Source organism: Pontibacter sp. E15-1, assembly GCF_022601975.1.
Classification (GTDB): Bacteria; Bacteroidota; Bacteroidia; order Cytophagales; family Hymenobacteraceae; genus Pontibacter.
In genome coordinates, this window is record NZ_JAKVIR010000014.1 from 130,092 (window position 1) to 145,405 (window position 15,314).

15 protein-coding genes and 1 tRNA gene are annotated in these 15,314 nt (G+C 55.1%); 10 read left to right on the top strand and 6 right to left on the bottom strand.

Annotated elements, in window-relative coordinates; genetic code table 11:
- Positions 1-323: 323 nt before the first annotated feature.
- Both MKJ04_RS11660 and MKJ04_RS11665 read right to left on the bottom strand, forming a co-directional pair.
- On the bottom strand, positions 324-872 hold the full coding sequence (locus MKJ04_RS11660; protein WP_241641817.1) for an REP-associated tyrosine transposase: 549 nt from the start codon (positions 870-872) through the stop codon (positions 324-326).
- Between the two features lie 92 nt (positions 873-964).
- A complete protein-coding gene (locus MKJ04_RS11665; protein ID WP_241641818.1) occupies positions 965-2,035 on the bottom strand; it encodes a J domain-containing protein in 1,071 nt (356 codons plus the stop codon).
- A gap of 357 nt (positions 2,036-2,392) precedes the next feature.
- On the opposite strand from MKJ04_RS11665, the gene MKJ04_RS11670 reads away from it, so the two are divergent.
- The 5 genes from MKJ04_RS11670 (at position 2,393) to MKJ04_RS11690 (ending at position 7,296) form a co-directional block, all read left to right on the top strand.
- Entirely contained in the window at positions 2,393-3,340 is a 948-nt protein-coding gene (locus MKJ04_RS11670) for a sterol desaturase family protein (protein WP_241641819.1), read from the top strand.
- Positions 3,341-4,081: 741 nt separating this feature from the next.
- Positions 4,082-5,047 carry a DUF2157 domain-containing protein gene (locus tag MKJ04_RS11675; RefSeq protein ID WP_241641820.1) on the top strand — a complete coding sequence of 322 codons (966 nt, stop codon included), beginning with the start codon at positions 4,082-4,084 and terminating at the stop codon, positions 5,045-5,047.
- Positions 5,037-6,113, top strand: coding sequence for a DUF4401 domain-containing protein (locus MKJ04_RS11680; protein ID WP_241641821.1), 1,077 nt, complete (start codon positions 5,037-5,039; stop codon positions 6,111-6,113). Before MKJ04_RS11675 ends, MKJ04_RS11680 begins: the two co-directional genes overlap by 11 nt.
- Entirely contained in the window at positions 6,100-6,609 is a 510-nt protein-coding gene (locus tag MKJ04_RS11685; protein ID WP_241641822.1) for a GDYXXLXY domain-containing protein, read from the top strand. The genes MKJ04_RS11680 and MKJ04_RS11685 overlap by 14 nt, the downstream gene beginning before the upstream one ends.
- A gap of 156 nt (positions 6,610-6,765) precedes the next feature.
- Positions 6,766-7,296 (top strand): DUF2911 domain-containing protein, encoded by a 531-nt coding sequence (locus tag MKJ04_RS11690; RefSeq protein WP_241641823.1) that lies wholly within the window; start codon positions 6,766-6,768, stop codon positions 7,294-7,296.
- Between the two features lie 123 nt (positions 7,297-7,419).
- On the opposite strand, the gene MKJ04_RS11695 is transcribed toward MKJ04_RS11690, so the two are convergent.
- Both MKJ04_RS11695 and MKJ04_RS11700 read right to left on the bottom strand, forming a co-directional pair.
- A tRNA-Asp gene (locus MKJ04_RS11695) sits at positions 7,420-7,533 on the bottom strand.
- A gap of 224 nt (positions 7,534-7,757) precedes the next feature.
- Positions 7,758-8,294 carry a YfiT family bacillithiol transferase gene (locus MKJ04_RS11700; RefSeq protein ID WP_241641824.1) on the bottom strand — a complete coding sequence of 179 codons (537 nt, stop codon included), beginning with the start codon at positions 8,292-8,294 and terminating at the stop codon, positions 7,758-7,760.
- 300 nt (positions 8,295-8,594) lie between these two features.
- Here MKJ04_RS11700 and MKJ04_RS11705 point away from each other — a divergent pair, with 300 nt between their 5' ends.
- Both MKJ04_RS11705 and MKJ04_RS11710 read left to right on the top strand, forming a co-directional pair.
- Entirely contained in the window at positions 8,595-9,068 is a 474-nt protein-coding gene (locus tag MKJ04_RS11705; protein ID WP_241641825.1) for a DUF4174 domain-containing protein, read from the top strand.
- Positions 9,069-9,074: 6 nt separating this feature from the next.
- Complete coding sequence (locus MKJ04_RS11710) at positions 9,075-9,881, top strand: SDR family NAD(P)-dependent oxidoreductase (protein WP_241641826.1); 807 nt, start codon at positions 9,075-9,077, stop codon at positions 9,879-9,881.
- Positions 9,882-9,956: 75 nt separating this feature from the next.
- Here MKJ04_RS11710 and MKJ04_RS11715 read toward each other — a convergent pair whose 3' ends face one another.
- The gene (locus MKJ04_RS11715) at positions 9,957-10,520 is read right to left on the bottom strand and encodes a lipocalin family protein (RefSeq protein ID WP_241641827.1); all 564 of its coding nucleotides are present in this window, start codon (positions 10,518-10,520) and stop codon (positions 9,957-9,959) included.
- A gap of 10 nt (positions 10,521-10,530) precedes the next feature.
- Entirely contained in the window at positions 10,531-10,965 is a 435-nt protein-coding gene (locus MKJ04_RS11720) for a GNAT family N-acetyltransferase (RefSeq protein WP_241641828.1), read from the bottom strand.
- 261 nt (positions 10,966-11,226) lie between these two features.
- On the opposite strand from MKJ04_RS11720, the gene MKJ04_RS11725 reads away from it, so the two are divergent.
- The 3 genes from MKJ04_RS11725 to MKJ04_RS11735 all read left to right on the top strand — a co-directional run bounded on the left by MKJ04_RS11725 (position 11,227) and on the right by MKJ04_RS11735 (position 15,231).
- On the top strand, positions 11,227-11,724 hold the full coding sequence (locus MKJ04_RS11725) for a YajQ family cyclic di-GMP-binding protein (RefSeq protein WP_241641829.1): 498 nt from the start codon (positions 11,227-11,229) through the stop codon (positions 11,722-11,724).
- A gap of 270 nt (positions 11,725-11,994) precedes the next feature.
- Entirely contained in the window at positions 11,995-12,786 is a 792-nt protein-coding gene (locus MKJ04_RS11730; protein ID WP_241641830.1) for a TerC family protein, read from the top strand.
- A 126-nt stretch (positions 12,787-12,912) separates the two neighbouring features.
- Entirely contained in the window at positions 12,913-15,231 is a 2,319-nt protein-coding gene (locus tag MKJ04_RS11735) for a M20/M25/M40 family metallo-hydrolase (RefSeq protein ID WP_241641831.1), read from the top strand.
- Positions 15,232-15,314: the final 83 nt, after the last annotated feature.

The window sequence follows — 15,314 nt, forward strand, 5'->3', positions numbered from 1 at the left end:
CAGAATCAGGATATATGGTTTGGCAGGATGAAAGTGCTTCTTCAAACGTATGTTATTGCTGCTTTGACAGGCTGATGCGCGGACAGGTCGCGACCTGTCCCTACAGAAGGGGAAAATCGTATACTGGCGCATGATGCGGCCAAACCGCCCCCCCCATGCCGCAAGTTTAGCGCCAGCGCAACTTGTGGCTTACTTTGATGCCAGTTTGTAACTGGCGTTATACCCATTCCTGGCGTTTATACCCATCTCTGCACTTTCGCCAGTTATAAACTGGCTATAATGTTCCACCACCAGTAACCGCTGCGCTCAAACTGGCGGTATAGTTAGTGTAAAAGTATGATGTTGACCTTACCTTTTTCGCCAGTGTAATCCAGGGCGCTACTGTAGGGGTAATCTTGCGGATCCCGTACAAAACCTGCTTCTATCGGATTATTATGGATGTATTCCACCTTCTGCTCTAAAAGAAAATTTGAGTTTAGCTCTATGGGCTGGTTGTGCTGCTGCCAGAACTGATACGTTTTGTTGTTTGTATTTTGCTTTCCGGCCCGCTCAAACATCCAGAGCATCCAGTCTTTTCGGCTTTCCTGAGGGTTATCGGCAATAGCCTTAAGTATAGTTTTGGAAGTATACTTTTTCAGATCGCGAATGATGCCGGACTGGTTGTCGGTTTCAGAGCCGATAATTAGGTGAATGTGGTTCGACATGATGCACCAGGCATACACTTCCAGTCCCTTATGCTTAATGCAATAGTTCAGGCTGTCAACTACAATTTCTTTATAAATGGGCCTAGTGAACACATCTATCCAGTAAACGGTAGCGAAGGAGATAAAGTGGAGCTTGCTTTGGTCTCTAATCTTGTAGTTTCGGCTCATGGTCAGTATACCCAGACTGCTATTTCATGTTACAAACATGCATTATATATAGCCGCAAATTATACTGGCGCTAAACCTACGGCAAGTAATAACTACCTCAGCTCCTTCAGCATATTCCTAACCTCCTGCGGATCCTGAAGCGTGCGGACGTTTAGCTTCAGGTGTTGGAGTTCATACCCTAAGTCTTCTTTGGCTTGCTTAAACTTCTGGTTCATCTGTTTGGGCGAGCCGCAGAACTGCTCATAAAAGCCGGCGTTGTGGCCAAAAGAGAAGTTGTTGAGCTCGTCTTTCAGATCATTTATCTGGTCGGTCAGGATTTGGATATAGTATGTCAGCTGGTTTTCGGGGAGCTTGTGGAGCGATTGCTCCTGCAGAAACTCCATCTGGAGCCGCAGCAACTCAAAGAAATCGTCGTGGTGGTAGGCCAGGGTTACTTTTTTCATGGCTTCCTCTTTCCAGACACGCGCCGTTTCGTCCTGCTCTGTGTCGGGGTGCAGCTGCTTGGCGAGCTCGGTGTACACGCGGCGGCTAGCCTTGCTGATGTTGTTGAGCTCGGCTTTCGCCTGGGCTTCTTTAGCCAGCTGCGCCTTGGTTTTTCGGTTTTTCTGGCGGTTCTGTTTTTCCCGTTCCCGCTGCTCCGCTTCTCTGTCTAGCTGTGCCTGGTAGTCTTCAAATGGATCAGCATCCGCTACTTCCGCTTCTGCGGCAAATGTGCTTTCGAAGGGCTCGTCAGGCTGTGTTTCAAAATAGTCGTCGGTATAGTTTAGCCCTTCCGCAAACGGAATCTCAGCATACCGGTCGTGGTACTCCAGCATATCCGGGCGGTTGTGCTTCGCGATCAACTCACGGCTTATACCCACGATCAGGGCGGCGAGCTTCTCTTTTTCCTGTCTTTTGAAAAAAGGGAGCGCATAGGCCGCATCCAGCAGCTTTACTGTTTCCGCGCGCTGGGCCGCAACCTGCTGTATAACCGGCTGTAGTTCTTTCTCGAAACGTTGCTGCGCCACGGCTATACTTTCTTTCCGGGCAGCGATCTCCCGCTTCAGCTTCTCTATCTGCAGGGTCTTTTCGTTGAAGGCGTGCTGCAGCGTGCTCAATTCGCTTTTGCCCGGAACAATAATCTGGGGTGTGCGGGAAAGGGCTGGCGGATGGCTTTGGGACATATACATAGCGCTATAGGCCAGGAGCAATAAAATGCATCGCGCCTTGGCATCACAAAGATATGCTTTATCGACGAATCCTTGCCGGTATGGATGAGATGAGGAGAACGCAGGCGAGGCGTAACGTCGCGTATGCCTTGCCACATTGGCTGCTAGGCAACTTAAGTTTACAGTTGATAATTGATGTGCAGCACTTGGTGTATGGCCCGGGTAGACGCATGTTTTGTTGCGCGAAAAGGACGGCAACTGAGTGACCGCCGCATACCGCGCCAATAGGAAGAAAGCTGATAAATGCGTAACTTCGGCTGAATGTGGAAGGCTTTCTGACCCTTCCCGTGTTACGCTTTGCCTTTTGTCACCATGGAAATCCTTCTCGAGAACTTACCCAACCCCTTTGCCTATTTCGTCCCCATCTTTGCCATCCTCATCCTGGCGGAAGCCTACATCAGTTACCGCGAGGACAAGGAACTGTATGACATAAAAGACTCTTTCGCGAGTACCTGGGTGGGTATAGGGGCCGCCATCATGAACACCCTGACCAAGATGTACCAGATCGGGCTGTTTTACCTTGTCTTCAAACTCTTTGAGCCCGTTCGGGAGCAGTTTCTGGGGTATGAGAGCCTGGGCTGGGCCTGGTGGGTATGGGCGCTCTGCCTGCTCGGCGATGACTTCAACTTTTACTGGCACCACCGTTTTTGCCATACTGTCCGGTTATTCTGGGCCGCGCACGTGGTGCACCACTCCTCGGAGAAGTTTAACCTCGGCACGGCCTTCCGCAACGGCTGGACCATATTCATCTACAAGCCGGTGTACTGGCTGTGGCTTCCTGCGCTGGGGTTCGACCCCGTGATGCTGGCCCTGTGCATGTCCTTCAACTCGATTTATCAGTTCTTTCTGCACTCCACGCTGGTGCCCGACATCAAAGGCTTTAACAAGGTGTTCAACACGCCGTGGGTGCACCAGGTGCACCATGCCTGCAACATAGAGTACCTGGACCGTAACCATGGCGGTATCCTTATTATCTGGGATCGTATTTTCGGAACTTTTCAGGACAAAGAGCATAGCATAGCCCCTAAGTTCGGTATCCTGCACCCGCCGCAGTCGCACAACCCGATCAAGCTCAACTTTCATGAGTTCAGCGATATATGGAAGGATGTGCGGAACGCGAAATCGTGGGAGCACAAATTCAAGTATATGTTTTACCCGCCAGGCTGGAGCCCGGATGGCAGCACCAAAACAGCGCGGCAAATGCAGGACGAGTTGGAGCAAGCGCGTGTCGAAGCCTCTCAGCAGCAAGTCGTTGCCTGACGCTGCCCGGCAGGAGGTTAACTTTTCCGCTGCTGGCTGTAGCCAGGGAAAGCAGACACGAAGGGTATAAAAGAAGAAAGCCTCTCCGGTAGTGATACCGGAGAGGCTTTTTGGCTGTAGGGGAAGGAATCGAACCTCCACGGAGCAGTTAGGCAAATATCTTTGTACTAGTGACAGGTCAAAAGTTGCTTTATCCCAGAATCTCCACCCCCGAGATCGGAGGGCTTGTCTGCCAGTTTCAACACCCTACATTGTGTTTGATGATTCAAATATAGACGCTTGTTTTTTAAATTGCAAATATTTCAAAAAAAATAATTTATTTATGCGACTATAACATGTAATACGCCATAAATTTTGATAGGTTATAAATTTATGCACTTTATTTGTTCACGCCACTTATTGCGGTTTAGGTCTGTTTACTGCATTTTAGGTATAACCAACACGGGGGTATGTGTAGCAACTCCGCGTAAACCACAGGCGTAGCCTTGTCTGCTGCCACTCCCGATGTATTTTCAGGATACCTGATTTGCCAGACTGGCGCTTGTTTCTTTATTGATATGCCTCAGGCTGCCCGGCATCGCGTTTAATTCGCCCGCCGTGTTTCTTTGGGCTGGCTGCTTTAGCGTATGTTTGAATTTCATTTTTCGCTTCCAAAAATGAAATTTAACTACACTCTTTGTACATTAACATACAAGGCCGAGCCATACCCTGGCCCGCCTGCCCTCACCTATAACCCGACACATGAAGCCACTCCTTACGCGAGAGCTGCTTTACAGCATTGCCCGGCACAGCAACTGGCGGCCGGGCAGCCTCGAAGCCACGTTCCGAAGCGCAGGCCTGTACGCCAGTCCGCGCCGCTGGGCCCTATTTGCGCAGCTGCTCCTGTTGGGCGCCGGGGCAAGCTTTCTGGTGGCGGGCGTGGTTTTCTTCTTTGCCTACAACTGGGCGGCTATGCACAAATTCCTGAAGCTCGGGCTGCTGCAGGCGCTGGTAGTGGGCATTACGGGTTTTGCCCTGTTCGCTAAGGGCCGGGAGAACATCCGTAACCTGCTGCTCACCGGCAGCACGGTGCTTGTCGGCGTTTTGTTTGCGGTGTTCGGGCAGGTATACCAGACTGGGGCAAACGCCTACAACTTCTTCCTGGGCTGGACGGGCTGCGTGGCGCTGTGGGTGCTGGTGGCGCAATACCCGCCGCTGTGGCTCATTTTCCTGGCGCTTCTCAACACAACGCTGGTGCTGTATACCCAACAAGTAGCCACACACTGGCCCGCCGCTGTGCTGCTGGACCTCCTCTTTGTCTTGAACGGCGGGGCGGTGCTGGTATGGGAGTGGGTAGCCCGGAAGAAGAGAAACCGGATGCGCGGCAAGTGGTTGCAACGCCTGGCGGGGCTGGCGGCCGTTATGGCGCTCACAAGCAGTCTGGTGGTGGCCATATTCACGAACCTGGGGCAGGACAAAGGGCTTTGCCTGCTGCTGGCAGCCTTAGGGTATGGGGCGGGCCTTTGGCAGGGGCAACGTGTGCGTGATCTGTTTTACCTCTCGGTCATACCCTTCGGTGGCATTGTGGTGGGAACCGCGCTTCTGGTGCGCGCAACAGAGTACGCCCCTGATCTGATGCTGCTGCTCGCCAGCCTTTTTGTTATTGGCACCACCACCTTGCTGGTCCGTTATATTTTGCACGTTAACCGGCAATGGTATGGAAAATAAGAAGCAACCGGATGTGCGTGCCCTGTTGCAGCAACTGCGGCAGGAAGAGGGAGAGGACTTTGTGTATGATGAGGCCAGGATTGAGGCGGAGGCTGCGCAACACACTGCGCTGTTGGCAAACCTCCCCGTAAAGCTCCTGACGATACTGGGCGGCCTGCTGGCCAGCCTGTTTTTGCTCGGCTTTCTTTTTTCCACCGGCCTGTACGAGTCTCATGCGGCAATGCTGGCGGTGGGGCTTGTGTTTTTGGCGGGGTCTGTTTGGGTGGCCCGCACAGCCCACAACACCATGGCCGAAACTGCCTGCGTCTCCTTTCACCTGATCGGTTACCTGCTGTTCTCCCTGGGCTTCTCCGGCCTGGTGCAAAATGAGCTGGCATTATACGGCGCTCTGGCCTTGCTGGCGGTGCTGGCGCTGTTTTTAGCAACAAACAGCGTCCTTCTCTTCCTGGCCGTGCTGATGTTGTTTGGCAGCCTGGCGGCGATGCTGCTCTATTTCCGGGCGTTCGATTTCATACATGCCTATACTGGCGTCACAGCATCCCTGCTTACCTACCTGAGCCTGCAGGAGGCACGCCTGATCAGCAAGGGAGCCTGGTTTAACCGCGCCTACCGGCCTGTGCGGATGGGGCTGGTCATTGCGCTTCTCGCGGCGTTGGCGGTGCTGGTGCACCCGGCGCTCTTGTCGGTGCAGGTGGCGCACTACTGGGTGTCTGGGGTGCTGCTGATCGGGGCCGTGCTGTTGGTGGTGGCCATGGTGGTGCGGGATGCGGGCCTGCCACCGAAAATGCGCGTGCTGGTGTATGGCGTGTGCTGCCTTGTGCTGGCCCCCACTGTGCTGTCGCCGGCCGTGCCGGGGGCATTGCTCGTGCTGCTGACAAGTTTTTACATCGGGCATAAGCCAGGCTTCGTCCTTGGCCTGCTCTCGTTGGTCTACTTTGTTATCCTCTTTTATTACGATCTGCAGTTCACGCTGCTTCAAAAGTCGGGGATTCTCATCCTGAGTGGCGCGTTGTTTCTAGGAGGCGCCCTGTTGCTGAAAAAACTACTGAAACATGGTATGGACTAAGCGAAACCTGGTGATCCTGCTCAACCTGCTGTTGCTGCTGGGGTTCTTCAACTGGTCGGTGCTGCAAAAGGAGCGGATACTGGCCCACGGCAAACTAGTGCTGTTGCAACTGGCTCCCGTCGACCCCCGGTCGCTGCTGCAGGGCGACTACATGCGCCTGAACTACGCCATCTCGCAACCCACCAACCTGAGCAGCCTGCCCAGCCGGGGCTATGTGGTGGTGCGTGTGGGCGCGGGCGGTATGGCACGTCTGGTGCGGTATCAGGAAGAGACCAACCCACTGAAGGCCGGTGAGCAACTCATCCGGTACAGCAAAACCGAAAGGTCCATACAGATCGGAGCGGAGTCATATTTTTTTGAGGAAGGGCAGGGCGAGGTATTCGCTGCCGCGGCGTTTGGCGGCCTGAAAGTAGACCAGCGCGGCAACAGCGTTCTGGTTGGCTTGTATACCGCGCAGGGCCAACTCATCAGGCCGCGCTCAGCCAAGAAAAGGTGATCCCGCACACCAGAGCATGCACGTTTGTATAAAAATAGTAAAGTATCAAATGCGCTAAATTATATTGGCTGCGTATAGTAAAGCTGTTACTATGTCTCTTGTAGACAGGTGTTTCCGGTTTCGGGGCGCCTTTTGTGAAACCAAATTTATATACTTATGAAGCACACACGCATTTTTAACTCCTTGGCCATACTTCTGGTGTTCGCCTTGATTTCCAGCGGGGCCTGTGCCCAGAACGACAACGCGAGCAAGCCAAGCCCGCCTGCTGAGGCTAAGGGCAAAGTGGGCGACGCAACGGTGACAGTAAACTACAGCAGCCCTGCCGTGCGCGAGCGCACAATATGGGGCGACCTGGTGCCGTACGGTAAAGTGTGGCGCGCCGGCGCCAACGAGGCCACTACCGTTACCCTGGACAAAGACGTGATGGTGGAAGGCAAGGCGCTGCCGGCAGGCACATATAGCTTTTATACCATCCCGGGGGAAGGCGAGTGGACCGTAATCTTCAATAAAACCGCCAAGCAGTGGGGCACGGAGTACGATGAGGCCCAGGACGCGCTTCGGGTGATGGCCACACCCCACAAATCAGACGAGATGCACGAGCGGCTTGCCTATGAGGTGACCGACGGTGGCCTGGTGCTGCGCTGGGAACATATGGAACTGCCTATTGCCATCACAGCCACGGAGTAGCCACTGCCGCACCTAACCAAAACATGCGCTGCAAACCTTCCGGTTCGGGGCGCATGTTTTTTTATGACTATTGGTGTGCAAAAGCCACAAAAAAAGAAGGCGCTCCTGTGCGGGAGCGCCTTTTGGCTGTAGGGGAAGGAATCGAACCTCCACGGAGTAGTTAGGCAAGAGATGCTTTATTCTAAGGCCTCCACCCCCGAGATAGGAGGGCTTGTCTGCCAGTTTCAACACCCTACATTGTGTTTGATGTTTCAAATGTAGAACAAGCATTTGTATTTTCAAAATTTGGCAATAAAAAAAGTAAAAAAATATTTTATCAATAAAAAAATACCCCTTTTGTAACTGATTTAGAATATATAAGACACTTGTATTAATAAGTTTGCGGAGGTATAGGTATAAAGGGGTGAGCACACTGGTATCTTATTGATTTTCAGTGGACAAGGACCACGCAGCAAAGAGCCTCACCAGCCCTTTCGTTTCTGTAGCGCCGTGATGTGCGCCAGATGGTGCGCTCCGTGCCAGGCATACATGCCAATATGGTCGCGGATGCGTTGCTCCCCGCCCTGCGGGTGGATAAACTTTCTGTCCAGTTGCGGTGGCTGAAGGCTCCGGAGCAACAGCACCCACCGCTGGTGCAGGGCTGTCAGCAAGGCAACCGATACCTCCGGTGGCCCCAGCAGGCTGTCCGGGAGATTGGCCCATGCACCTTCATCGTATGGCCGGATAGTGGGCAGGTCCTCGGTCAGGGCCAGCTTCTGGCGCATATAGCCGTTCAGGTGGCTGTCGGGGAGGTGGTGGATAACCTGCCGGACGGTCCAGCCGCCTTCGCGGTAAGGCGTGTCCAGTTGTGCGGGAGTCATGGGGGCCACCGCCTCCTGCAGCCTGGCAGGGAGCTCGGCGATAGACTGGATCGCGGCGGACACCTGCGCATCGGTGAGGGGCAAAGCGGCGCTATACCGGCCAATTGGGTAGCGAAGTTGTTCGGTCTCGTCTTTCATTTGTGTGGGATCCTAATGGTGATTGGGTATAAAAAAGTGATCGGTATAAAGCTGCCTTAAACTCCTGCAAATGCATCGAGAGAAAAAAGCGGAAGCATATACATACGCGTATTTCTTCCCCAAAGCGTATGGACAAGGTATTTCAAAAGCCGCTGCCATACCAACGAATAGTACTGCTTTTCCTTTACATGGCCAGGCACATGGTTTTCGGGTGTGTTTGGTGATTTGCCTGTTGCCCGGATGGCCAGCAAGGAGAAAGGGGCATCAGCCATACCCTCAGGCATCTGCGTATGCAGAAAGATGAAAAAGATCGTGACATCGCTGGTTGTGATAGGCGCGCTGCTTTTCGGGCTGCGGGCTGATGCGCAGATAAGGCCCTCAGCGGCAAGCCTGGAGCAGTATAAATGGAAGAAGCGCCCGCTGCTGCTTTTCTCCCCTTCAGCACAGGATCCGGCCTATCTCCAACAGAAAGAGGTGCTGCAGCAAAACTTGCAGGGTATCCGGGAGCGGGGCATGGTGGTCATCGAGCTGGTAGGGGAAGACAAGGTATACGTAGACGGTATACTGCAGAAGCGGCAGCAGGGGCAGCAGCTGCGTGAGTGCTTTCGCGTGGCTCCGGAAAGCTTTGCCGTGCTGCTGGTCGGCAAAGACGGAACTCAGAAAAGCAGCAGCGCGGAGCCAGTTAGCATGGCAACGATTTTCGGGCTGATAGACCAAATGCCGATGCGCCGGCAGGAAATGCGCGGGAAAGACAATAACTCCATCCAACACTAAAATCATATGACGACAACGCAACCCAAGACCACCTATACCGCCCTTATTACAGGGGCTTCCGCAGGCATTGGCTACGAGCTGGCAACGCTTTTCGCGCAGCATGGGCACAACCTCGTGCTGGTGGCCCGCTCTGAGGAAAAGCTCCAGGACATGGCCCTTCAATTTGCCATCAAATACAAGGTATACACCAAAGTGATTGCGGCAGATCTGAGCCAAAGCGATGCACCGGCAAAGGTGTTTGCGCAACTGAAAACAGACGGCACAGCCGTAGATGTGCTGGTGAACAACGCCGGTTTCGGATACTATGGCGCATTTCGGGAAACGGATCTGCAGCGCGAGCTGGACATGATACAGCTGAACATAGTGGCACTGACAGAGCTCTGCAAGCTGTTTCTGGAGCAGTTGCGCAAGGGGCATCACGGTAAAATCCTGAATGTGTCGTCAACGGCGGCTTTCCCGCCCGGCCCCCTGATGGCCGTGTACTATGCCAGCAAAGCGTATGTGCAGAGCTTTACGGAGGCCCTGGCCACAGAACTGCAAGACGAAGGTGTTACCGTGACGGCGCTGTGCCCCGGCCCCACTGAAACGAAGTTTAAGGAGGCGGCCAACTTAGAGGGCTCGGGCCTATTTGCCAGTCAGTTTATCGCCGATGCGAAAGCGGTGGCAGAAGAGGGGTATGAGGGTATGATGGCTGGTGAGGTAGTGGTTATCCCCGGCATCCAGAACAAGCTCACGGTGCTCGCCACACGCCTGATGCCCCGCAGTATAACCCGCCAACTGGTTAAAAAGGTGCAGGGGAAAAGGAACACCTAAGGCAGTGCGTCTTCCGTTATCCGCTTGCGGTGTGCTGGCGTTTTGCGGCTGCCCCAAGGCCAGCGCAGCCGGGTGCTACTGGCCCTGTGTATCGGTATAGCAACTCTGATCCGTTACCTGCAGCTTTTCCACCGGGAACCCCTTTTGCCGTGCCACCTGCACCAATCGGTCATATAGGGCTTGGTCCAGTTGCGGGGTGCGGGAGAGGATCCAGAGGCTTTCGCGGTCCGGGGAGCCGACGAGCACGTGCCGGTAGTCCGGGTCCAGCTCCAGAATCCAGTAATCGCCCCGGAACGGCCAGAAGAACTGCACCTTGAGCTTGCTGTTGCCGCTGCCCGCCACCGGGAAGGCTTTGCCTTTGGCGCCCTCTTCTTTGCCCGATGGGCCACCTTTGCGGCAGAAGTTATAGACCTCTACATAGCCTTCCGGGTGTTTGGTGTACTCGGCATACACGCAATGGCAGCCTTTTTCGTAGCGCTGCGGAAAACGGGCGATCTCATACCAGCGGCCCTGGTACCGATCGAGGTCTACGCTGGCTACGGTTTCGAGCGGGAGGTGGCTGCTGCTGCAACTGCTGACCAGGGCGGCGGCGGCCAGCAGGGCCCCTGCACTCAGCCAAAGTTTCGTTTGCTTTTTCATCAATATGCTCTTAGCTAAGCTGTTTGGTCATGCGGTAATGCTGTATGGTGCCGAACAGCATATAGGTTGGCTCTTGCACTTCATACCCGTTCCGGCGGTAAAAGTTTACGGCGTTGTCGCGGGCCTGCAGCATCAGGCTCGAGGCACCCAGGGCCTTGGCGCGGGCCTCGAGGTACTGCATCAGTTTGTTGCCCAGCTGCAGGCCCTGCTTGTCTTGCCGGATGCCCATAAAGCGCAGCTGGCCTTCCTGCGGTGTGTTCAGGTGCAGGCGGCAAACACCCACAGCCTCGCCCGCCTCGTCTACCAGCATGGCATGTATGGCGGTGTCGTCGTCTTCCACGCGCTCGCTTCCCTCGGGCTGCCCCCACGGCGCGCGCAGCGTCTGGTAGCGCAGGCGGTAATATTTCTCAAATTCCTCCGGTGTGGCGGGTTCTATCACTTCCATTTTACTGATTGCTAATTGTTAATTAATGATTGCTGCTGAATTGTTTAGTAGATAAAGGGTTAGTTGCGACTGGGTAAGTAACTGCTGTTCGCTTGCTTTCGGCAATTTCGGAGTTCAACAAAATGGCCATTTAACAAGCAAGCCATTTAACAATTAAACCATTGACTACTCAACAAACAGCAATTAACAACCAAATAGCATAACTTTGTGGGCTTTATAGCGTGTAAAACTAAATTCGGATACAAACCAACACACAAAACTATGGCATCTTTCGACATCGTCAGCAAGGTAGATCCGCAGATCATGGACAACGCCGTGAACACTGCCCGCAAAGAAATCATGAACCGCTACGACTTCCGCGATACCAAAGGCAGTTTGGAGTACGACAAAAAAGCGAACGAAGTGCACATCGCGATGGAAAACGACATGCGGGTGCAGCACACCGAGGACGTGCTGCTCGGCAAAATGGTGAAGCAGGGGCTGGACGGCACCGCGCTCGACTTCTCCAAGGAGGCGTACCAGTCGGGGGCGATGGTGAAGAAAGACATCAAAGTGAAGGCCGGCATCGACAAAGAGACCTCCAAGAAAATCATGAAGCTCATAAAGGACAGCAAGCTGAAAGTGTCGGCGGCCATCATGGACGAGCAGATCCGGGTGACGGGCAAGAAGCTCGACGACCTGCAGGAGGTGATCGCGATGCTGCGCGGCAACACCGATACCATCGGGATGCCGCTGCAGTTCATCAACATGAAATCTTAATTGGTTCCAGTGGTTGAATGGCTAAATTGTTGAAGGGTTTATATAGATGGCATCACAACCTCCCGGATTTGGAGCCTGAAAATCTTCAGAGAAACCTCACCAAGTAGGATGGATGAAGCATCTGTTTCCTGGCAATTTACTTCTTCTATTTCCGATAAGCTCCGTCGCTGTCTATATATGAATCGGCACAGTTATACTTGTTATACAGCCATTTAACATACAGCCATTTAGCAATTAACAACTGACAATCAACAATTAACAGCCGCCTCTATGGAAATTTTCGCGAATCCGGATGCCTGGATAAGCTTGCTGACGCTGACCTTTATGGAGGTGGTGCTCGGCATCGACAACATTGTGTTCATCTCGATTGTGGTGGGGCGCCTGCCCAAAAGCCAGCAAAGCAAGGGCCGCACCATCGGGTTAGCGCTGGCGCTGGTCTTCCGCATTATCCTGCTGCTCTTTATTTCCTGGATCGTGAGCGCGAGCGCGCCGTTGTTCAGCATCAACCTGCCGTTTACCGAGTCCGATTTCCCGGTATCCTGGCGCGACATCATCCTGTTTGGCGGGGGCTTGTTCCTGCTGGCTAAAAGCACCACCGAGATACACAACAAGCTGGAGGGCGAGGAAGAAGGGCACGCAACCGGCGAAGGCAAGGCCACTATGGGGAAGATCCTGGTGCAGATCGTGCTGATCGACATTGTGTTCTCCTTCGACTCTATCCTGACGGCTGTGGGGCTGGCGCAGGAGGTGCTCATCATGATCATCGCCGTCATCCTGGCCATGGGCATCATGCTGGCCTTTGCCAAGTACGTGAGCGACTTTGTGAACGATCACCCGACCGTCAAGATGCTGGCCCTGTCGTTCCTGATTCTGATCGGGTTTATGCTGGTGGTGGAAGCGCTGCACCAGCACATCCCGAAGGGGTATATCTACTTTGCCATGTTCTTCTCGCTGGTGGTGGAGATGCTGAACCTGCGCCTCCGCAAGAAATCCGTGCCCGTGCATTTGCGGCAGAATGAGGTGCTCGACCCCGAGGAAGAGGAAGAAAAGGAAGTGGTATAACGCTGCCGGAAACGGCTTTACAGATCGGCACCCCTGCTTGCAGGCGGTGCCGATCTGCTTTTATGGGCATGCAGTAGCCATACTGCCAGATTCTGCATAAATTAAAATCTGCAAACCTCCTGACCTATGCCATACCGAAACCCTGCCGTTGCCGCTTTTGTGCTAGTGGTGCTAACGGCCGCTGCCTTTCTGAGTGTTTATTTGCTGGTGCCGCCAGCGCCTGTGCCAGCCGATGCCCCGGCGGCGGTGTTCTCGGCGGAGCGGGCGATGCGGCACGTGCGGCAACTGGCCAAAGCGCCCCACGCCATGGGCACGCCAGCGCATGCCGAGGCCCGGGCCTATCTGCTGCAGGAGATGTCCGGGCTCGGGCTAGCCCCCCAGGTGCAGGAGGCGGCGGCCGTGAACCAGGCAGGCAAAGTGGCTTACGTGGGGTATGTATACAACCTGCTCGGCCGACTGAAGGGAACAGGGACTGACAACAAAGCGATCCTGCTGATGGCCCATTACGACTCGCAGCCCAATGCTCGCGGTGCCGGCGACGACGGCGCTGGCGTGGCCGCGATACTGGAAACAGTGCGTGCCCTGAAGCAGGGAGCGCCCCTGGACCACGACGTGATTGTGCTGCTGACGGACGGAGAGGAGTATGGGCTCTATGGCGCGAAGGCCTTTATCGGGCATCCGTGGGCGAAGCAGGTGGGCGTGGTGCTGAACCTGGAAGCCCGCGGAAACAGCGGCCCGAGCATGACCTTTGAGATGAGCCCGGAAAACGGCTGGGTGGCCAGGCAGTACATCGCGGCGGCTCCATACCCCTACGCCGGGTCGCTGGGGTATGAGATTTACCGCCGCATGCCCAACAACACCGATTTTACTGTTTTTAAAGAGACAGGCTATACCGGCCTGAATGCAGCTATCATCGGAGGGTTCGTGCACTACCACAAGGCCACCGATGCCCCTGAGAACCTGAGCCAGCGGAGCCTGCAGCACCACGGCAGCAACCTGCTGGCTCTTACGCAGCATTTTGGCCATACCTCCCTGGCGGCCACCAAAGCCCCGGATCTGGTCTTCTTCAACTTCATCGGCCGTTGGATGGTCCGCTACCCGGCCCAGTTGAACCTGCTGTGGGTAGCCATCGCCACGCTGCTGCTGGTCGTCACGCTGCGGGTGGGGCTGCGAAGGGGCGCGGTGTCAGGGTGGCAGGTTGTGGGCGGTTTTTTTATGTCGCTGCTGCTGCTGGCTGCCGTGGTGGTGCTCTTTATCCCGATCAATAGTATGGTGCTGGGGCTGCTGTCCTTCACGCATCCTTTCAACGGCCTGTATAGCGCTGACGTATTCTTCGTGGCATACCTGCTGCTGGCCCTGGGGCTGTTTCTGCTGCTGAGCTGGCTGGCGCTGCGCTGGCTCCGCTTGTTCTCCCTGATGATGGGCATGCTCGTGCTGCAGTTTTTGATGATGGCTGCCCTCTACCTGCTGGTGCCCAATGCCGCATACCTGTTGCTGTTCCCGCTGCTGTTTGCCCTGGCAGGTGTGCTGGCGGTTTTCCTGATGGGGCTGCATGCGCTGCCCGTGGTGAACTTCCGGTTTGCGCTGGTGCTACTGCTGGCCGCGTTGCCCGCTGTTTTCCTGGTGATGCCGATTGTACAGGTGGTGTTCACGGTATTCGAGCTGCAGCTTCCTGTGGCTACGGTCGCCCTCTTTGGGCTGCTGCTTGGGCTGCTGCTGCCTTTGCTGCATATACTGGAGCGAAGCTTTAGCTGGCGCAAGATACCGCTGTTGCCGCTGGTGCTGCTGGTGGCGGGTGGCATTACCGTGTCATACGCCATAACCAGCGAAACCCCATCTCCGCAACGGCCCTTGCACAGCCACGTCAGTTATTACCTCAACGCCGATACCGGCACCGCCTACTGGGCCTCCGCTTTTCAGGCCACCGACGACTGGAACCGGCAGTTTTTCCGGAATGCCACCACAGGCGCTCTGACGGATGTATACCCACATGCTGCTATCCAGTACCTGAAAAGTGCCGCAGCCCCGATGCGCGTGTCCGCCCCCACCGCCGAGGTGCTGCAGGATTCAGTGGCTGATGGAATCCGTCTGCTTCGCCTGCGGTTGGCCTCCCCACGGCAGGCCGCCCACCTGGAAGTGGTGCTGCATCCGCGCCAGCCAGATGCCCTGCAAAGCGTTTCGCTTGCAGGCCAGCGGCTGCAGTTGCAGCCGCTGGCTGGGGCTCAGGGGCCAGTATACTTCACGCGCCTGCACGGGCTGCCCACCGGCAAAACGGTGCTGCTGGAGCTTCGGCTAAAGGCAGGCGTTCCGCTCACGCTCTACCTCTACGACCAAAGCATCGGCCTGCCGCCAGCGCTGGTAACGCAGCCAAAGCCTGCGCACGTTGTTGCCGAGCAGGGGCGGGAGAGCAACCTGACCGTTGTGCGGCAGGTGTATACGTTCTGATAGAATATAATCCGCCAAAAATATAGTAGCCCTGCAGGGCATGACTGTATTTTTAGTGGAAGTTTCGGGAATGGCAAACCAAA

Bases quoted from the DNA above. Each gene is read 5' to 3' on its own strand.
- MKJ04_RS11660 (WP_241641817.1), bottom strand. From the start codon at position 872: ATGAGCCGAAACTACAAGATTAGAGACCAAAGCAAGCTCCACTTTATC.
- MKJ04_RS11665 (WP_241641818.1), bottom strand. From the start codon at position 2,035: ATGTCCCAAAGCCATCCGCCAGCCCTTTCCCGCACACCCCAGATTATT.
- MKJ04_RS11670 (WP_241641819.1), top strand. From the start codon at position 2,393: ATGGAAATCCTTCTCGAGAACTTACCCAACCCCTTTGCCTATTTCGTC.
- MKJ04_RS11675 (WP_241641820.1), top strand. From the start codon at position 4,082: ATGAAGCCACTCCTTACGCGAGAGCTGCTTTACAGCATTGCCCGGCAC.
- MKJ04_RS11680 (WP_241641821.1), top strand. From the start codon at position 5,037: ATGGAAAATAAGAAGCAACCGGATGTGCGTGCCCTGTTGCAGCAACTG.
- MKJ04_RS11685 (WP_241641822.1), top strand. From the start codon at position 6,100: ATGGTATGGACTAAGCGAAACCTGGTGATCCTGCTCAACCTGCTGTTG.
- MKJ04_RS11690 (WP_241641823.1), top strand. From the start codon at position 6,766: ATGAAGCACACACGCATTTTTAACTCCTTGGCCATACTTCTGGTGTTC.
- MKJ04_RS11700 (WP_241641824.1), bottom strand. From the start codon at position 8,294: ATGAAAGACGAGACCGAACAACTTCGCTACCCAATTGGCCGGTATAGC.
- MKJ04_RS11705 (WP_241641825.1), top strand. From the start codon at position 8,595: ATGAAAAAGATCGTGACATCGCTGGTTGTGATAGGCGCGCTGCTTTTC.
- MKJ04_RS11710 (WP_241641826.1), top strand. From the start codon at position 9,075: ATGACGACAACGCAACCCAAGACCACCTATACCGCCCTTATTACAGGG.
- MKJ04_RS11715 (WP_241641827.1), bottom strand. From the start codon at position 10,520: ATGAAAAAGCAAACGAAACTTTGGCTGAGTGCAGGGGCCCTGCTGGCC.
- MKJ04_RS11720 (WP_241641828.1), bottom strand. From the start codon at position 10,965: ATGGAAGTGATAGAACCCGCCACACCGGAGGAATTTGAGAAATATTAC.
- MKJ04_RS11725 (WP_241641829.1), top strand. From the start codon at position 11,227: ATGGCATCTTTCGACATCGTCAGCAAGGTAGATCCGCAGATCATGGAC.
- MKJ04_RS11730 (WP_241641830.1), top strand. From the start codon at position 11,995: ATGGAAATTTTCGCGAATCCGGATGCCTGGATAAGCTTGCTGACGCTG.
- MKJ04_RS11735 (WP_241641831.1), top strand. From the start codon at position 12,913: ATGCCATACCGAAACCCTGCCGTTGCCGCTTTTGTGCTAGTGGTGCTA.